At 62.3% G+C, this 18,252-nt stretch carries 16 protein-coding genes; 7 read left to right on the forward strand and 9 right to left on the reverse strand.

Annotated features, from left to right (window positions below; all coding sequences use genetic code 11):
* Nucleotides 1-110: 110 nt before the first annotated feature.
* Nucleotides 111-632 carry a TetR/AcrR family transcriptional regulator gene (locus C7T36_RS01265; protein WP_033230979.1) on the forward strand — a complete coding sequence of 174 codons (522 nt, stop codon included), beginning with the start codon at nucleotides 111-113 and terminating at the stop codon, nucleotides 630-632.
* A 19-nt stretch (nucleotides 633-651) separates the two neighbouring features.
* Here the strand turns inward: C7T36_RS01265 and ilvA are convergent, their stop codons facing one another.
* Complete coding sequence (gene ilvA, locus C7T36_RS01270; RefSeq protein ID WP_033230980.1) at nucleotides 652-2,007, reverse strand: threonine ammonia-lyase IlvA; 1,356 nt, start codon at nucleotides 2,005-2,007, stop codon at nucleotides 652-654.
* Between the two features lie 54 nt (nucleotides 2,008-2,061).
* Complete coding sequence (locus C7T36_RS01275) at nucleotides 2,062-3,309, reverse strand: phytanoyl-CoA dioxygenase family protein (RefSeq protein ID WP_045070271.1); 1,248 nt, start codon at nucleotides 3,307-3,309, stop codon at nucleotides 2,062-2,064.
* A gap of 83 nt (nucleotides 3,310-3,392) precedes the next feature.
* Here C7T36_RS01275 and C7T36_RS01280 point away from each other — a divergent pair, with 83 nt between their 5' ends.
* Entirely contained in the window at nucleotides 3,393-4,103 is a 711-nt protein-coding gene (locus tag C7T36_RS01280) for an IclR family transcriptional regulator (RefSeq protein ID WP_045070273.1), read from the forward strand.
* A gap of 1 nt (nucleotide 4,104) precedes the next feature.
* Here C7T36_RS01280 and C7T36_RS01285 read toward each other — a convergent pair whose 3' ends face one another.
* Together C7T36_RS01285 and C7T36_RS01290 are read right to left on the reverse strand one after the other, a co-directional pair.
* Nucleotides 4,105-5,880, reverse strand: a complete 1,776-nt coding sequence (locus C7T36_RS01285; RefSeq protein WP_045070276.1) for a pyruvate dehydrogenase — start codon at nucleotides 5,878-5,880, stop codon at nucleotides 4,105-4,107.
* Nucleotides 5,881-5,895: 15 nt separating this feature from the next.
* A complete protein-coding gene (locus C7T36_RS01290; protein ID WP_033230984.1) occupies nucleotides 5,896-6,330 on the reverse strand; it encodes a nitroreductase family deazaflavin-dependent oxidoreductase in 435 nt (144 codons plus the stop codon).
* A gap of 172 nt (nucleotides 6,331-6,502) precedes the next feature.
* Here C7T36_RS01290 and C7T36_RS01295 point away from each other — a divergent pair, with 172 nt between their 5' ends.
* A complete protein-coding gene (locus C7T36_RS01295; RefSeq protein ID WP_033230985.1) occupies nucleotides 6,503-6,733 on the forward strand; it encodes a hypothetical protein in 231 nt (76 codons plus the stop codon).
* A gap of 86 nt (nucleotides 6,734-6,819) precedes the next feature.
* On the opposite strand, the gene dnaE is transcribed toward C7T36_RS01295, so the two are convergent.
* From dnaE to lspA, 5 genes are all read right to left on the reverse strand, one after another.
* Nucleotides 6,820-10,356, reverse strand: coding sequence for a DNA polymerase III subunit alpha (gene dnaE / locus C7T36_RS01300; protein ID WP_033230986.1), 3,537 nt, complete (start codon nucleotides 10,354-10,356; stop codon nucleotides 6,820-6,822).
* Nucleotides 10,357-10,455: 99 nt separating this feature from the next.
* Nucleotides 10,456-11,409 carry an EamA family transporter RarD gene (rarD, locus tag C7T36_RS01305; RefSeq protein WP_045070278.1) on the reverse strand — a complete coding sequence of 318 codons (954 nt, stop codon included), beginning with the start codon at nucleotides 11,407-11,409 and terminating at the stop codon, nucleotides 10,456-10,458.
* A complete protein-coding gene (locus C7T36_RS01310) occupies nucleotides 11,406-12,050 on the reverse strand; it encodes a hypothetical protein (RefSeq protein WP_045070281.1) in 645 nt (214 codons plus the stop codon). Before C7T36_RS01310 ends, rarD begins: the two co-directional genes overlap by 4 nt.
* Nucleotides 12,047-12,973, reverse strand: a complete 927-nt coding sequence (locus C7T36_RS01315; RefSeq protein ID WP_045070283.1) for an RluA family pseudouridine synthase — start codon at nucleotides 12,971-12,973, stop codon at nucleotides 12,047-12,049. The genes C7T36_RS01310 and C7T36_RS01315 overlap by 4 nt, the downstream gene beginning before the upstream one ends.
* Nucleotides 12,970-13,662 carry a signal peptidase II gene (gene lspA, locus C7T36_RS01320; RefSeq protein WP_052683620.1) on the reverse strand — a complete coding sequence of 231 codons (693 nt, stop codon included), beginning with the start codon at nucleotides 13,660-13,662 and terminating at the stop codon, nucleotides 12,970-12,972. Before lspA ends, C7T36_RS01315 begins: the two co-directional genes overlap by 4 nt.
* Before the next feature lie 78 nt (nucleotides 13,663-13,740).
* On the opposite strand from lspA, the gene C7T36_RS01325 reads away from it, so the two are divergent.
* The 4 genes from C7T36_RS01325 (at nucleotide 13,741) to C7T36_RS01340 (ending at nucleotide 18,196) form a co-directional block, all read left to right on the forward strand.
* Complete coding sequence (locus C7T36_RS01325; RefSeq protein ID WP_045070286.1) at nucleotides 13,741-14,682, forward strand: hypothetical protein; 942 nt, start codon at nucleotides 13,741-13,743, stop codon at nucleotides 14,680-14,682.
* Complete coding sequence (locus C7T36_RS01330) at nucleotides 14,682-15,440, forward strand: sensor domain-containing protein (protein WP_052683651.1); 759 nt, start codon at nucleotides 14,682-14,684, stop codon at nucleotides 15,438-15,440. The genes C7T36_RS01325 and C7T36_RS01330 overlap by 1 nt, the downstream gene beginning before the upstream one ends.
* A gap of 127 nt (nucleotides 15,441-15,567) precedes the next feature.
* A complete protein-coding gene (locus C7T36_RS01335) occupies nucleotides 15,568-16,410 on the forward strand; it encodes a mycofactocin-coupled SDR family oxidoreductase (protein WP_045070288.1) in 843 nt (280 codons plus the stop codon).
* 19 nt (nucleotides 16,411-16,429) lie between these two features.
* Complete coding sequence (locus tag C7T36_RS01340) at nucleotides 16,430-18,196, forward strand: NAD(P)/FAD-dependent oxidoreductase (protein ID WP_045070289.1); 1,767 nt, start codon at nucleotides 16,430-16,432, stop codon at nucleotides 18,194-18,196.
* The last annotated feature ends 56 nt before the right edge of the window (nucleotides 18,197-18,252 follow it).

Consider the following 18,252-nt stretch of genomic DNA (forward strand, 5'->3'; position numbering starts at 1 on the left):
ACGCATTCACTGAACAGAATTTCACTGAACCGTCCAGCCGGTACAGTGATGACAACACTAACAGTCAACCGTCTGGGCGGTAAAGTTATTTCCCGGTACAGTTTCATCACATGGCTGAAGGCACACGCGATCGCATTCTCGACGCACTGGAGAAGTTACTGCTGGTCAACGGGGTCGCACAGGTCACCCTCGAGGCAGTCGCAGCACAAGCAGGAGTGTCCAAGGGCGGGCTTCTCTACCACTTCCCGAGTAAGGAAGCTCTCCTCGCGGCCATGGTTCGCAGACTCGGCGAACGCTCCGATCAGCAACTTGCGGATGCTGTTGCCGGCGGAACCTCGGCAAGCGAGTTCTACCTCCAGATCCCGGAAGCAACCGAACACGAAGAACTATCACTTTTCCGATCGATCATCGCTGCACTACGCACTGTCGACGGACAGCACGACGAAATCCAGAAAGCCGTCACCGACGTGATGCGCAGCTGGGATCAGGGACTGCAAGCCGAGATCTCCGATCCCGTTCAAGCCGAAATCATCCGCCTCGTGGGCGATGGCCTCTACCTCGCCGCAATGCTCGGACTCCCCCAGCCCGATCCCGAACTCCATCGCCAGGTGGTCGAGCGTCTACTGCCCTGACCACCCGGCGCATGAAGTGTTATGTCAGATACCGATAAGCCGGGCTACCCGGCTCTAGTCGCTCGGACTGCATCGGCGCCCGCTCCATCCGTTCGAGCAACGACGCCAAACCGTCGGCCGAGCCCAGTTCGATACCGACCAAGGCAGCACCCGTCTCACGGTTGTTGCGCTTGACGTACTCGAACAACGCGATGTCGTCGTCCGGGCCGAGTACCTCGGACAGGAAACGACGCAACGCCCCCGGCTCCTGCGGGAAGTCCACCAGGAAGTAGTGCTTGAGACCCAGATGCACCAGCGAGCGCTCGAGGATCTCGCCGTAACGGGAAACGTCGTTGTTGCCACCCGAGATCAAGCACACCACGGTGGAACCAGGTTCGAGCGTCAAATTCTGAAGGGCCGCAACGGAAAGCGCTCCCGCAGGTTCGGCGATGATGCCCTCGTTCTGGTAGATCTCGAGCATCGCCGTGCAGATGGCACCTTCGTCGATCTGGTTCACGACAAATGATCCGGTCCCGGGAATCGCGGACAACTGCTTGGCGACCAACGGCAACGACGCATGAGAGACCACGGCAGCGCCGAGCCTCGATACGACCTCGAACGGAACATCACCGATCCGCTTGACCGCCGCACCGTCCACAAACGGATCGACCACCGGCAGCGTCACAGGCGCACCGGCAACCAGAGCAGCTGTCATGGACGCCGCACCCGAAGGTTCGATACCCACGATCGACGTCTTCGGCGAACGCTCGTGCAGGTACGTGGCAATACCGGCGATGCACCCACCGCCACCAACCGGAACAACAATCGCGTCGAGGGGGGCGTCCAGTTGCTGCAGGATTTCGGCGGCAATAGTTCCCTGACCCGCAGCGGTACGCACATCGTCAAACGGCGGAACCATCGTGGCACCGGTCCTGGCGACATCCTCGGCCGCAGCTGCGGCGGCAGCGTCGTACGTTTCACCCACCATGAAGAGCTCGACAAAATCACCGCCGTGAGCGCGGATTCGGTCACGCTTCTGCTTCGGAGTGTTAGCCGGAACGTAGATCCGTCCGCGGATCTGCATTGTGCGGCACGCGTACGCAACACCCTGTGCATGATTTCCAGCACTGGCCGTGACGGCACCGGCGGCTCGTTCCGCCTCCGTCAGCTGTGACATGAGGTTGTAGGCACCGCGGATCTTGTACGAGCGAACACCTTGCAGGTCCTCACGCTTGAGGTAGACCTTGGCACCGGTCAGCGCGGACAGACGCTCGCTGTACTGCAGAGGTGTAGCCGCAATAACGTTCTGAATTCGCTCGATGGCCGCGTCAATTTCCCGCGCATCGAGCGCGGGCAGAGTGGACTTGGTAGCTACGACATCGGGCGAGTTAGACACTCCGCCATTTTTGCACGTCCGAGCGCAAGGTTTCCATCGCGGTCACCTCCCCCCTCATGTGCGTTGGGTGGCCGCGCGCGCTGAAACCGTCCCGTCCTCGTCAGCACGGAACAGTGCGTCGTTGTAGTGACATCGCGAGGGCACCCATCGGAAGGTCTTCTCCTCGGAGAACTTGTAGTACAGAGCCCGCCGACCAGCGTCGGGACCGGTGGGCGGCGGGGTGCTGTGCATGACGTCGCCAAAGTGAAGTGTGAGGTCGCCTGGCTCTGTTTCGAGCTTCATCACCGGCAGGTTTCCTTCCTCTCCCCACTTGCGCCAATGGTTGGCGTAACGATGCGATCCCGCCAGGACCATGAGTTGACCATTCTCGGGATTTGCGTAGTCGAGCTGAATTCCGCCTTGGATGAGAGGACACAGAACCGGATGCCCACCGATACCGTCGTCGACGTGCCAGCCGAGGTCTCCGTCACCCTTGACCACGTTGGACGATTTGATGAAAACCATCGGCCCGTCCAGGCGGTCGTCACACACGCGAAAAGCTGGGTTTCCCAAGCGCGCCCACTCGGTCAGTCGAGGTTCGAAGCAAAGATCTTGCAGCACTTGCGAATAGCGACCGAGGTAGTTGACGCGAGTAACCACTTCTTCGCCATCCGCGTTGACGGACCACCACGAAAACGGATCCCCTGGGGTTGTCTTGGACCGCACGAATTCGACTTCGTCGCGCAGCGTCGAGATCTCCTCCGGCGTGTACACCCCTTTGACATGGAGGAACCCCGCCGTGGCGAGAAAATGGCGCATTTCGTCGCGATCACCGTCCACCGGGAACCGTCGATGCAGATCGAGCGGAGTGCCGTCGCGATCGATCAACGTGTCCCAGACGGCTTCGGTGTAGATCGGTCGACCTGTTATCAATGCCCGCGTTGCCGGTTCCCATCGTTTCCAGCTCGCCACTGTGCCCCGCACAACCTTTGCCCGGCCGGTACGAACCGACCCACTGGCCGTCAGGAGTTCATGCAGAAATGCGGAGAACGTCGACTCGTCGAGTTCGACGAGCGTCGCGGCATTCGCGTCACCTTCGACCGCTTCGATGCCGTCCGCCGTGGCGATCCACGTAAATGTCAGACCGTCTACGCGGAAGGCCAGCGGGGGCACATCGGCCAAGTCGTCGACAACCAGCCTGCCGTTTTCTGCGTTCAGCGCTGGTAGCTCGACCGTATGGAACGTCTCACACGAATAGCGCGGGAACGAATCCGCAATCGCTTCGACCCACGGTAGGCCGGTTCCCAGCTTGTCCGTACCCACAAGCACCCCTCTCGGCAGCATTTTCTTCGACCTGTGTTACTCTGCAACACGATTGTGTTATATAGTGACCTTAGGGTGGTTTCATGTCCTCCGTCAAGGAAATCCAGTCCGTCCATAACGCATGCCGCTTGTTCGAGGCAATCGCTCGCATGCAGCCCGTCGGAGTCAGCGACCTCGCTCGCGACATTGGGATCGACAAAAGTGCCGCGCACCGATTGGCGATCACGCTGCACTCCGCTCGGTGGCTCGAGCGCACCGAAGACGGCCGGTGGAGCATCTCGCCGGCGATACTCCCCACCTTCCGGGAGTCCGCAGCCACAACTCTTGTGACCGGTACACGCCCATTACTCGAGGCAGCTCGTGACCAATCCGGGGAAATGTCGATGCTCGTCGTGCCAGACGGCGATCGCCTGATGATCGTCGATTCCGCCGAAAGCCGACAGACTCTCAGAGCGTCCGTAACCGTGGGGACCGAGATGCCCGCGCGTACCAGTTCGGCGCTGCGCGCTATCGCCGCCCACCTACCCGCCGAAGAGGTAGAGCCGTGGCGGCGCATTGATCCCAGCCTGACCGACTCTGCCCTCGCGGCAGTCCGAGCGCGCGGCTGGGCACAGAACGACGGCGAGGGATTCGACGGCACACGAGCCGTCGGGGCTGCCTTGCGGCGCTCCGACGGCCTACCGGTTGCAGCGCTGGTGCTGTGCGCCCCGGCCAGCCGCTTTCAACCCGAGTTGATGCAGCAACACGGAGAATTGGTCGCGCGGCTTGCGGAATCCTGGCAAGCCGGACGCTGACCTACCCTCTCGGGTTGAACTGCGACGGACGCGGCACATTCCGCAGATTCGACTTTGCCATCTGCACGGCCTCGCCGACGCCACCGTTCATCACCATCTTCGACATCGCGAGAGCGAAGCCCTTGACCTGACCGCCGGTTATGGTGGGCGGCAACGACAATGCCAACGGATCCGTCACAAGATCGACCAACGCCGGACCGTCGTGATCGAGTGCCTCACGTAAACCTGATTCGATGTCAGCAGGATTCTCGATCCGTCGCGAGTAGATTCCCAGCGCAGCCGCGACGCCCGCATAGTCGACAGCGGGAACGTCGACTCCGAAATCAGGCAAGCCGTCCACCAGCATTTCGAGCTTGACCATACCGAGCGTGGAGTTGTTGAACACCACGATCTTGACCGGCAACTTGTACATCGCCACAGTCACCAACTCGCCCAACAGCATCGACAGACCGCCGTCACCGGAGACCGAAATAACCTGTCGCCCAGGACTCGCCCACTGCGCACCCATCGCGTGTGGCAACGCATTAGCCATGGAACCGTGCAGGGCCGACGACAGGAATCGCCGCGATCCGTTGGGAGTGAGATACCGCGCCGTCCACACGTTGCACATACCGGTGTCCGCGGTGAAGATCGCATCCTCGGCGGCAAGATCGTCGAGAATCGATGCCGCGTACTCGGGGTGAATCGGGGTGCGCTGTTTCACCGGATCGGTGTACGCGCCGACAACTTTGGTCATCAATGTTCTGTGCACCTCGAGCATGTCGTCGAGGAACGCTCGATCCGACTTCCGCTCCACCTGGGGTATCAACGCTGCCAGTGTCGCAGCGACATCTCCGTGCACCGCAAGATCCAGGCTGGTTCGACGCCCCAATTTCTCTGCGGCAGAATCGATCTGAGCAGTACGAACGGTGTGCGGCAGAAACTGATCATACGGAAAGTCTGTGCCGATCAGCAGCAACAAGTCGGCCCCGTGCATACCGTCGTGCGCCGCGCCGTACCCGAGCAGCCCGGTCATGCCCACGTCATACGGATTGTCGTACTGAATCCACTCCTTACCGCGGAGGGAGTGCCCGATCGGAGCGCCGACCGCCTCGGCCAGCGCGAGCACTTCGTCGCGGGCACCTCGCACGCCGGCTCCGGCAAAGATCGCCACCTTCCGCGACGCGTTGATCACATCTGCCAGGGCGCGCACGTCACCCGCGTCTGGCACCAGCGTCGGACGACGAGTTGCGACCAGCGTCGGCGGTTCACCCTCCACCGGGCAGTCGGCGATATCACCGGGGAGAACGATCACGGATACGCCGCTTCGGGCGACCGCGTGCGTGATTGCGGACTGAACAACACGCGGCGCCTGCGCCGCTGTGCTGATCAGCTCGGTATAGCTGGAACACTCGATAAAAATTCGCTCAGGATGGGTTTCCTGGAAATAACCCATGCCGATCTGAGCACTCGGAATGTGCGACGCAATCGCCAGGACCGGCGCGCCCGAGCGATGTGCGTCGTAGAGCCCGTTGATCAGGTGCAGATTTCCCGGTCCACACGAGCCCGCACACACGGCCAACTCGCCGGTGATCTGGGCGTCGGCCGCAGCCGCGAACGCGGCCGCCTCCTCGTGACGAACATGAATCCAGTCGATACCACCCTTGGTAGAGCCACCGGTGCGCCGCACGGCGTCCACCACAGGATTGAGACTGTCTCCCACGATGCCGTAGATCCGGGAAACCCCGGCATCCACGAGCTGTTGAACCAATTGATCTGCAACAGATTTCGGACTCATCGGGCCTCCGTAGATCTACTTGGGTTCGAGCACGAACACCGGAATCTCTCGGTCGGTCTTCTTCTGATAGTTCGCGTAGTCGGGGAATGCCGCAACTGCGCGCTCCCACCAGATCGCCTTTTCGTCGCCCGTTACCTCACGCGCAACCATGTCGAAGACCTGCGTCGCATCACGCAACGTGACATTCGGATTTGCCTTGACGTTGTAGTACCAGACGGGGTTCTTGGGCGCGCCTCCCAAGGACGCCACAACGGCGTACTTCCCGTCATGCTCGACACGCATCAACGGCGTCTTGCGCACCTTGCCGGACTTTGCGCCGATGGTCGTGAGGATGACAACGGCCATCCCGTTGAGTTCGTTCCCCTCGGTGCCACCGGAGCTCTCGATCTGCTCGACCTGATCTGCTGCCCACGTAGCGGGACTGGGTTCGTATTCACCTGTAATTGGCATGGGTACAAGTGAACACCGACTGTCTGACCTTGGCCACCGCAACACGCACACTGCACGGTGATCGATACAGTGATGCACCCATCAATAAAGTTCGCTTGCCCGAAACCAGCTATCTGGATACCCTTAAAGTCCAGAACGGACCACAGAGACGACAGAGACGGTGGGTGACCTCATGACAACCGCAGGTTTCGACACCCGCGTGTCACGTCGGAGCACCGACAACAGCGTCGACATCGCCGGCACACTGTGGCCGCTGTACAAACTCGAAGCGCTGGCAATCGGTCTGGTCGTCTTTGTTGCCACCCTTGCTATCACCACGTCCATGCAGCCGGCAGTCCTCATCGCCGCCGCCGCGACGGTGGTTACGTGGTGGGTTCGCAGAAATTTCTACTCCCGCAGCTAAGTCTCTCGCTTCGCTCTTTCAGGACATACACAAACGTCTCGTTCACTTGGCTTCCCAGGTGAACGAGACGTTTGTTGTATGAGGCCCTAAACCGCCAGGCAGCCAGGCCCGAGGAGCGCCTTGAGATCGCCCATCAGAGCTGACGACGGCTCTACCCGCAGAACGTCGTCGACCTTCCACATCGTGATCTCGTTGCTTCCGATCAAACGGACATGCACGTCCGACGTGCCCGGGTGGCGGGTCAGGATTTGCTTGAGCGCGCCCAGCTTGTCCTTGGTGCACTGACGCAACGGCAACGACACCGAGAGCGGGCGTGCCACACCGATAGCCGAAAGATCCGGCACCGCAAGATCGTTGCCGATCAACGACATACGGTCATCCCGAATAGACACGCGTGCCTTCACCAGAACGATTGCATCCTCCGCGATGTCCATGCCGTACACGGCGTATGCCTGAGGGAAGAACAGCACCTCGATACCGCCGACCAAATCCTCAAGTTGCACGATGCACCAGGTGAGGCCGTTCTTGTTCACTCGGCGATCGACCGACGCAATAATGCCTCCCAATGTGACCTGCGCACCGTCTTGGACACCACCGTCGAGGATTGCGGCAATCGAGGTATCGGACTGCTGCTTGAGGATATGTTCGACGCCGTTGAGCGGGTGCCCGGAAACGTACAGCCCCAACATCTCTCGTTCGAGTGCAAGGCGATGTTTGGTTTCCCATTCCTCTTCGGGAATGCGAACGTCGAACACCGACGCGATGGACTCGTCCACTTCGGACCCGCCGAACAGGTCGAACTGGCCGATGGCCTCCGCCTTCTTGGTGCTCATGACGGCATCGATAGCGTCGGCGTGCACCAACATCAAGCCCTTGCGCGGATGTTCGAGAGAGTCGAATCCGCCTGCCTTGATGAGGGATTCAGTGACCTTCTTGTTGCATGCCATCGCGTCGATCTTGCCGAGATAGTCGGAGAAGTCGGTGAACTTACCCTTCTCCGTGCGCGCTTTGATGATGGATGCCACGACATTTGCGCCCACATTGCGGACGGACCCCATACCGAAGCGGATGTCCTCCCCCACCGTCGCGAAGTCGACCCGCGACTCGTTGACGTCAGGCGGCAGCACCGTGATGCCCATCTTGCGGCAGTCGGCGAGATAGACAGCGGACTTGTCCTTGTCGTCGCCGACCGAGGTGAGTAGACCGGCCATGTACTCGGCCGGATAGTTCGCCTTGAGGTACGCGGTCCAGAACGAGACGAGCCCATAGCCGGCGGAGTGCGACTTGTTGAACGCGTAGCCGGCGAACGGGAGAACGGTATCCCAAAGTGCCTTGATGGCGGCTTCGCTGAAGTTGTTGTCCAACATGCCCTGACGGAATCCGGCGTACGCCTTCTCCAGTTCGGACAGCTTCTTCTTACCCATAGCGCGGCGCAGCAAGTCGGCCTGTCCCAGGGTGTACCCGGCCACCTTCTGCGCCAGTTGCATAATCTGCTCCTGGTAGATGATCAGGCCGTACGTCTCCGAGAGGATCTCCGCGAGCGGTTCTTCCAGCTCGGGGTGAATGGGGCTGACTTCTTCGAGCGCGTTCTTACGCTTGGCGTACGAGATGTGGGCGTCCACACCCATCGGACCCGGCCGGTACAGTGCCAGTGCGGCCACGATGTCGCCGAAACCGGTGGGCTGCATCAGTTTCAGAAGCTCACGCATACCGCCACCGTCGAGCTGGAACACGCCGAGAGTGTCGCCGCGCGCCAGGAGTTCGTACGTAGCCGGGTCGTCCATCGGCAACGTGTCGAGGTCGATGTCGATACCGCGGTTGGCCTTGATGTTCTCGAGTGTGTCACCGATGACCGTGAGGTTTCGCAGACCAAGGAAGTCCATCTTGAGTAGACCGATGGCCTCACACGACGGGTAATCCCAGCCCGTGATGATCGCGCCGTCTTGCGCGCGCTTCCATACCGGAATCGCATCCATCAACGGCTCGGACGACATGATCACGGCACAGGCGTGGACACCCGCGTTGCGGATCAGACCTTCCAGACCGACTGCGGTCTTGTAGATCTTCGCGACGTCCGGGCTGGAGTCGATGAGTGAGCGAACCTCGGCAGCTTCCTTGTACCGCTCGTGCTTGGGATCGGTGATACCGGATACCGAGATGTCCTTGGCCATGATCGGCGGCGGCAATGCCTTGGTGATCTGATCGGCAATAGCAAAACCGGGCTTACCGAACTGCACGCGAGCGGAGTCCTTGATGGCAGCCTTGGTCTTGATGGTTCCGAACGTGATGACCTGCGCGACGCGGTCATCGCCCCACTTCTCGGTGGCGTAACGCACCATCTCGCCGCGACGGCGATCGTCGAAGTCGATATCGATATCAGGCATCGACACACGCTCGGGGTTGAGGAATCGCTCGAACAGCAGACCGTACGGAAGCGGGTCGATGTTGGTGATACCCATCGCGTACGCCACCAACGAACCTGCAGCGGATCCACGACCGGGTCCGACGTGGATGCCCACTTCTTTTGCATGGTTGATGAGGTCACCGACCACCAGGAAGTAGGCCGGGAAGCCCATCTCGTTGATGACACCGATCTCGTAGTCGGCACGCGCGAGGTACTCCTCGGGCGGGCCGCTGGGGAAACGTCGATCCAAGCCGCGCATGACCTCGGCGCGCAGGAACGTCTGCTGCGTATGTCCTTCGGGTACCGGGAAGATCGGCATCCGGTCGTGGAACTTCCACACGTCCTCGTACGACTGGACGCGCTCACCGATTGTCACTGTGTTGTCGCAGGCTCCGGGAACTTCGCTGTCCCAGATAGCCCGCATCTCGGCCGCGGACTTGAGGTAGTAACCGTCGCCGTCGAACTTGAAGCGCGTGGGATCCGAGAGCGTCTTACCGGTCTGGATGCACAGCAGCGCCTCGTGGTTCTCGGCTGCGTCCTTGGTGACGTAGTGGCAGTCGTTGGTCGCGAGCGGCGGAATGCCGAGCTGCTGACCGATATTGAGCAAACCCTCACGCACCCGACGCTCGATCGAGAGACCGTGGTCCATCACTTCGAGGAAGAAATTGTCAGGGCCCCAGATTTCCTGCCACTTCGCTGCCGCTTCGAGGGCTTCACGATCATGCCCCAGTCGCAGGCGCGTCTGGATCTCACCGGACGGGCAACCCGTGGTGGCGATGATGCCCTCGGCATGCGAGGCGATGAGCTCCTCGTCCATACGGGGCCACTTGCCCAACTGGCCCTCGATGGACGCAAGCGAAGACAGTTTGAAGAGGTTGCGTAGGCCTGTCGCATTTTCCGCGACCATCGTCATGTGCGTATACGCGCCGCTACCGGAGACGTCGTCGGACTTCTGGCTGCGATCGCCCCACAACACACGCTTGGTGTTGAACCGGGATTCCGGCGCGATGTACGCCTCGATACCGATAATCGGCTTGATCCCGGCCTTGACCGCTTCGTTGTAGAACTGGCTGGCGCCGTACATGTTTCCGTGGTCGGTCATACCGACGGCGGTCATGCCGAGCCGAGTGGCCTCCTCGAACATGGCGCCGACCTTGGCCGCGCCGTCGAGCATCGAGTACTCGGTGTGATTGTGAAGATGAACGAACGAGTCAGCCACGTGCGCCTCTCTGATGTCTGGGAGCTTGGTCGAGTGTATGCCCCGCTACCGACAGAGTCGGCGGCCGATCGATGTGACCGGCAGGCGGCGCGACGATAGTTACGTGACCGGCTCCTGCTTGGACGACGTCGACCCCTGTGAACGCCGATTAGCGCGGACGATGTCTGTCGTGAAGATCACCAGTGCCAGCCAGATCAAGGCAAACCCGATCCACCGCGACGCAGGCATGTCCTCACGCATCACCGCGACGCCCCACAACATCTGCAGCGCCGGTGTCAGGTACTGCAACATGCCCATTGTGGAGAGTTTCACTCGCTGCGCGGCAACACCGAACAGCAACAGCGGCAACGCCGTCACGGGGCCGGCCGCCATGAGGAGCAGGCTTTGGCCGGTGCCGCCGGAGACAAAAGCACCGGCGCCGGTCAGACCGAGAAATACGAGATATCCCACCGCGAACGGAGCGGCAACGACGCCCTCAGCCGTCAAGCTGGTTCGTGGGTCGAGCGGAACCACCTTCTTGATCAGTCCGTACGTCGCAAAAGACCCCGCCAGGACGAGTGCCACGATCGGCGGTTTGCCGTAATCGATGGTGATCACCACCACCGCTGTTGCGGCCAGCGCCAGCGCCACGATCTGAGCGCGTCGAAGCCGCTCTCGGAAGATCACCACACCGAGCAGGACAGTCACCAACGGGTTGATGAAATATCCGAGCGCGGCTTCCACCACTCGCCCCGACGCCACCGCGTAGATGTAGGTTCCCCAGTTGACAGCGATTGCCGCCGAGGCTGCCGTCACCAGCAACCACGTACGCCCGCTGATGCCGCGAAGCGAGGCAAGTCGACCGAGAACCGCCAACACGATCAGCATCAGCACGAGTGTCCACACCACTCGATGAGCAAGAATTTCGAGCGGGTCGGCAAAATCGAGCAAACCGAAGAACGCGGGGAATGCGCCCCAGATCAGGAAGGCGCCGGCACCGAACGCGATGCCCGAACTCGAACCGGACCTGGTCACTTTCGACAGCGTGATCTCGCGTCCGTCATCGGTGCTCATGGAACTGGTCCGTCATCCGGTCCTACCCGAACCACGTCCACATACTCCGGCAGCAGCGGCCGAACCGCTGCGCGCCACGGAGTGCCGTCTTCCGGCAAGGCTTCGAGCGCTCGGATCGATGGAGCACCTGCCAATGTCGCAAGTTCCTGCGCAGTGCCGTGCACTACCGCGCCGATCGCACACGCGCACCCCTGCGACAACAGCCGACTCGACACTTCCGCGACGCGTTTCTGCCGTTCGTCGACCCCCGTCATGGCGGCGAGTCGCGTCGCCGCAGCTCCAGGTGCCCGTCGAATCGCGTCGTTGTTGTCCGGTACTGCAATCGCGACCATCGGAGTCTGAACCCGATCCAACGGCACTCGGAACAACACCTCGGACACCCGAACTCCCGGGGTGGCCGCGATAACGTCGTCGGCAGTCATCGGAGCGGCAAACGATGCGAGGGCCCACGCCGAGCCCTCGACCGCGTCGAGTGATTCTCGCGCACGGTCGAGATAATCGGATACCAGTTCACCACTGTCCGGGCCGAGCGAATCGGTTCCCACCGGCGGGGTGGGAACCGGATTCAGCAGGCCGGCTCCAACGACGAGCGCAACAACTGCGATTCCCGCCAGCGCGGAACCGACTGCTCGCGCGCTCATGCGGATCGAAGAACCTCTAGCGCATGTTCGAGGTCTTTCGGGTACTTGCTCTTGATCTCGACCCAGCGCCCGTCCGCCGGATGTGCAAACCCGAGTGACACTGCATGAAGCCACTGCCGCTCGAGTCCCAACCGCTCGGCGAGGCGGGGGTCCGCTCCGTACGTCAAGTCGCCACAGCACGGGTGGCGCAGCGCGGAGAAATGCACCCGAATCTGGTGTGTCCGCCCCGTTTCGAGGTGCACATCCAACAGACTTGCCGCCTGAAATGCCTCGATAGTGTCGTAATGCGTGACGCTTGCCTTACCGTCGGCGGTCACGGCAAAACGCCAGTCGTTCCCGTGGTGCCGCCCGATCGGAGCGTCGATCGTTCCGCTACTCGGGTCCGGGTGCCCCTGGACCAGCGCGTGGTACCTCTTGTCGATAGTGCGCTGCTTGAAGGCCCGCTTGAGTACGGTGTACGCCCGCTCGGACGTCGCAACGACCATGACACCGGACGTCCCGACATCAAGTCTGTGAACGATGCCTTGACGCTCGTGCGCGCCCGACGTCGAAATCCGGAAACCTGCAGCGGCCAGGCCGCCGATGACCGTCGGACCCGTCCACCCCACACTCGCGTGCGCGGCAACGCCGACCGGCTTGTCCACGGCAACAACGTCGTCGTCCGCGTAGAGAATTTCCATGCCCTCGACGGGAGTGGCTTCCACGGTCAGCGGACGCGGCGGCTCGGGCAGTACAACTTCGAGCCACGAACCCGCGGTCAACCGATCGGACTTCCCGACAGCTACACCGTCGAGCAGTACCGAACCTTCTTCTGCAAGGGTGGCCGAGACGGTTCGAGAGAGACCGAGTAGTCGTGCCAATCCGGCGTCGACACGCATCGCGTCGAGTCCGTCCGGTACCGGCATCGAACGCGATTCCCTCATTTGCTCTCCCCCGTGACCTTGTCACTGCCCGGGCCCTCGCCCGTGTCCTTGTCACTGCCCGGGCCCTCGCCCGTGTCCTTGTCACTGCCCGGGCCCTCGCCCGTGTCCTTGTCACTGCGCAGGCGCTCGCCGTTGGGTTCGAACCCGAACAGCGTCAAGACGACCAACAGGATTGCACCGCACACGATCGCAGAATCAGCGATGTTGAACACAGGCCACCAACCGATGGACATGAAGTCGACGACGTGTCCGCGCATGAAACCCGGGGCGCGGAACAATCGGTCGATGAGGTTGCCGAGTGCGCCGCCGAGCACCAGACCCAGACCCAGCGCCCACCAGGGTGACCGCAGAGTGCGACCGATCTTGATCACTCCGATCACGACGCCGATTGCAACCAACGTGAGGATCCACGTCATCGACGTTGCCATCGAGAATGCGGCTCCGGGATTGCGGACCAACGTGAAAGTGACGACGTCGCCGATGATTTCGATCGGCTTGCCGGGCGTGATCGCCGCAACAGCCCAGATCTTGGTCAAGACGTCCGCGATCAGGATGACTGCCGCGATGGCGATCAGCATCGCCAACCGTTTTGGCCGTGTCGGTGATGCGGACTTCGACAAATCGGTAATCGGCTGATCCTCCGCGCTGAGATCTCGGTCTGGGTGGTCTGTACTCACGCCCACCATCATCCCCTATGTCTGCTGCTCTGCACGCACGCGCTCCCCGACCCGACCGGGCACTCCGGCGAAGCGGTTAGCCTGGAGCGCGTGCCACAGTTGTCTATCTCCGGCCGGCGCGTTCCGTATGTGTTCGCCGCCGCCCTTGCTCTCGTCACCGTTCTCACCTCATGCGGCTACGCCGAGCAGTCGCCTGATACGCCTTCGGCGACTCCAGCCGAGTTCACCGTCCCAGTCACCGCTGCGACCGTCGAGGTGCTCGATGCCGGAAGTGAGCCCAGGCAGAGCCTGCGGATGAACCTGCCGGCCGGAACCACTCAGGCAACAACCCTGGTGACGTCGACCGATGTGCGCCAGCAGATCGACCAGCAGCCGGTTCAGGACATTTCCTCGCCTGAAGTGACCATTCCGCTCAATGCCGTCGTGGCGACGGCCGCCACTCCCCAGAATCCGACAACCGTGGTTGATCTCACCCTGTCTGGCATGACTACGCCGGACGAGACGCTCCAAGCCGCCCTCGGTGGCGCCGAAGGGTCAGGAGCCGGGTTGACCTTTACAGAATCCGGTGCTGTCACGGCGCTGCGCTTACGCCCGTCGGCCGGGTCGGCAAATGCGGCCCGCGCGGCAATCGAACAGGCCTTCGGCCAAGCGGTATATCGTGCAGTTGCACTACCGACAGAGCCCGTCGGAGTCGGTGCCCGGTGGACGGTGAAGCAAGACGTCAGTAGCGAGATCCAACTCGATCAGACAACCACCGTCACCGTGACCGCGCGTGACGGCGACCGTCTCACCCTCGCCGTAGAACTGTCACAGACTCCGCAGAGCAACATCTGGAATCTCGCGGGCGGGGCGGGCACTCTCGACATCGATCAGTACGTCATGGCCGGGTCGGGAACCATGATCGTCGACCTGAATCTGCCGCTTCCCGTCAGCGGCGAACTTTCGGTCGGCGGCGACCAGGCTTACAGCGACCCGGACGGCACATCGGTCATCCGACAGAGCATTACCAACAACATTCGGTGGACATCGTGATGTCGCGTCGCGCTGTCGCCGGGCTCAGCGTGGTGACCGTTCTCCTCGTCGGCGGATGCGGTTCTGAAACATCTTCTCCCACAGCGTCGGATGCCTCGCCGGTACCCGATGTTGCCCTCGCTCCGTTCAGCACTGCGCCTGTCCCGACCGGCCTCACCGGCACTCCCCTGGACAAAGCAGCGCTGACGCAGACCGTACTCACACTCAGCGAACTACCAGCTGGTTTCGACATCGTGCCGGATCCGGTCGAGGATCTGGGCCTCGCTCCCGCACCCGCCACATCGGAATCCGACAAGTCCAGCACCAACCCCGCCGCTTGTGCCGGCGTGCTCGCACCGATCGCCACCCAGGTTCCGGGTTCAGTCGCCTCGATCTCGAAGATGTTCACCGGACCCGATTTCACGAGCATCGATCAGGACAGCGCCTCGTACGCCGACGGCGCCGCGGCCACAGCAGCATTCGCGAGTATGCAGGCCACGGTTGCCGGATGCGGCGAATTCTCGGGTACCGACGCCGACGGCATCAACATCACCTATCAGGTCGGCGCGGGGCATCAGCCGCCCGTAGGCGACGCGTCGTTCTCCTACCGAATCACGACGGCGAGTGAAGGTTTCACACTTGTCGCCGATGTAGTCGTCGCGGCAGTGGGACCCAACCTGACTCAACTCTCCGCCACCGCGCCGACGCCCATCGCGCCCGAGGTTCTGGGATCGATGGCCAGCACGGCTGTGGAGCGTCTACACACTCCGTCCTCGTAATCACTTCAGCCGGAGACACTCTCGCGAGCCCCCCGGACTCCGTCCTACTGAATGGGAGTGCCGCGCTGACGCTTCTGTGATCCTCGTTACCTTCCGGACGACAACGACGTCGGACAGAAGGAGCAGGATGCCCGGACGGCTAGCTGGAAAAGTTGCCTTCATCACCGGCGCAGCGCGAGGCCAGGGACGCAGTCACGCGCTCCGGCTCGCCGAAGAAGGCGCCGACATCATCGCCCTCGATCTCGCAGACGGCATCGATACGGTCACTCGGTTCTACCCTCCCGCCACGCCGGACGACCTCGCCGAAACAGTTCGGGGAGTCGAGAAGATCGGCCGTCGCATCCACGCCGGGATTGCCGACGTACGCGACTTCGACTCGGTGCGCACGCTTCTCGACCGCGGAGTCGCGGAACTCGGTCGTGTCGACATCGTGGTCGCAAACGCCGGGATCTTCATCAGTGGCGAACCGGCACACCGGATTACCGAAGACGAGTGGGACGACGTACTCGACGTCAACCTCAAGGGCGTGTGGCACACCTGCAAAGCCGCAGTACCGCACCTGATCGAGCAGGGTGACGGAGGGTCGATCGTCATCACCAGCTCGACAGCCGGAATCAAAGGCACACGCAACGCCGGCGCCTACGCCGCCAGCAAGCATGCGGTCGTCGGCCTGATGCGAACGCTCGTCAGCGAACTCGGCGAACACGGCATCCGCGCGAACACCGTCCACCCGGGCGCAACCGATACCGACATGATCATGAACGATCGCTGCTTCAACCTCTTCCTGCCCGGCACCCGGAACCCGACCAAGGAACAGGTGGCACCGCTCTTCGCGGGAACCAACGCCTTGCCTGTCCCCTGGGCCGATCCGATCGACGTCTCCAATGCGGTCCTGTTCCTGGCTTCTGACGAGGCGCGCTACGTCACTGGCACCGAACTGAAGGTCGACGCCGGCTTCACCACCCGCTGATTTCACGGAAAGTGTGTATATGACAACACAATTGGATTCCGCCGACCTCGACACGGTCGCAGTTGCGGCGACGGCAGAACAGTGGCTCTCCGATTTTGCCGACCTCCTCCGCTCCGGAGTGGGTGCTGAGATGGTTCTACACCCCGACGTGTGGTGGCGCGATCTGCTCGCCTTCTCCGGTGACCTACGCAGTCTCAACGGCAGCGCACCGATCGATGCCGTCATCGCGTCCGCGTTGGAGCAACGCGTGCACGGCGAACGCCTCGACCCGGTTGCCGCACCAGCATTGGTTCCGACACTGTCCGGATCCACGATCCAACTACTGTTCCGGTTCGACAGCGACCTCGGCCACGTGCGGGGTGTTGCCAGGCTGATCCTCGACGACGGCACCTGGCGGGCCCGGAATCTCCTCACCGCACTGGATACCCTGGCAGGCCACGAACCGACCACCGGCGAGCATCGACCGGACGGCACGGGGGATCATCCGGAGTACTGGTCGGCACGGCGCAGCCGCGAAGTCGAGTGCCACGACGCCGATCCGGATGTTCTCGTAATCGGTGCCGGCCACTCGGGCCTGGCATTGGCCGCTCAACTCGGCGTGCTCGGAGTCAGGACTCTTCTGATCGACCGCGGTGATCGAGTCGGCGACAACTGGCGCGGGCGCTACGACTCGTTGGTGCTACACGACGCGGTCTGGTCGAATCATCTTCCGCTCATGCCATTCCCATCGTCCTGGCCGGTTTTCACGCCCAAGGACAAGATGGGCGACTGGCTCGAAATATATTCACGTGCGATGGATCTGAACGTGTGGACGCGGTCGGAGATTGTGGAATCCACATTCGATCCAGGCGAGCGGCGCTGGACCGTCTTCGTCGATCGTGACGGCACACGGCGCACACTTCGTCCGCACCACGTGGTTCTCGCGACAGGTCTCAGCGGTACCGAACCTGTCCTTCCAGAATTTGCGGGCGCCGAGGATTTTGCCGGCGAACTGCTGCATTCGAGCCGGTATCGCACCGAACCGGCACGCAAGGGAACCCGCACCGTGGTGATCGGAACCGGCAACAGCGGCCACGACATCGCGCAGGATCTCTACGAATCGGGTGCGCAGGTGACACTGATCCAGCGTGGGCCCACCCACGTGGTGAGCGGGCATACCCTGTCTGATCGAGGCCGGATGCGCTACGGCGAACACACCTCCACGGACGTGGCAGATCTGCTCGACGCGTCGTCGGCACGCCTCGATCCACAATTTCTTGCAGCTCTGAAGTACGGTTCCGCCGCAATGGCCGAGGACGACCGCGAGCTGCTCGACGCTCTCGCTGCCAAGGGATTCGCGCTCGCCGACGGAGTGGACGGCACCGGAGTGATGATGCTGTTCTTGACCCGCAACGGCGGTTACTACATCGACGTCGGCGCCTCCCCGCTTATCGCTGACGGCAGCATCGCATTGGTATCGGGTCCGACCGTCGAGCGACTCGTCCCGGACGGGCTGATCATGTCGGACGGTACCCACGTCCCGGCCGACACGATCGTGTGCGCCACCGGGTTCCGTGGCATTCTCGACACCGCACGACGCGTCCTCGGTGATGCCGTCGCCGACGCCTGCGGTCCGGTCTGGGATCTGGACGACGAGGGCGAGCTTCAGTCGGTGTGGCGGGCGTCCGGGCACGACCGGTTCTGGATCCACGGTGGGAACTTCATGCTGGTGCGTAACTACAGCAAGTACCTCGCGCTGCAGATCAAGGCAGACCTGACGGGCGTCGAATTACCAACGCTGACCTGACGATCAGATGTCGCCCGGCCAGATGTCGAACGGCGTCCCCGCGGGGACGCCGTTCG

Origin of the sequence: Rhodococcus sp. AD45-ID (genome assembly GCF_003023755.1) — a bacterium.
Lineage (GTDB): Bacteria > Actinomycetota > Actinomycetes > Mycobacteriales > Mycobacteriaceae > Rhodococcus_F > Rhodococcus_F globerula.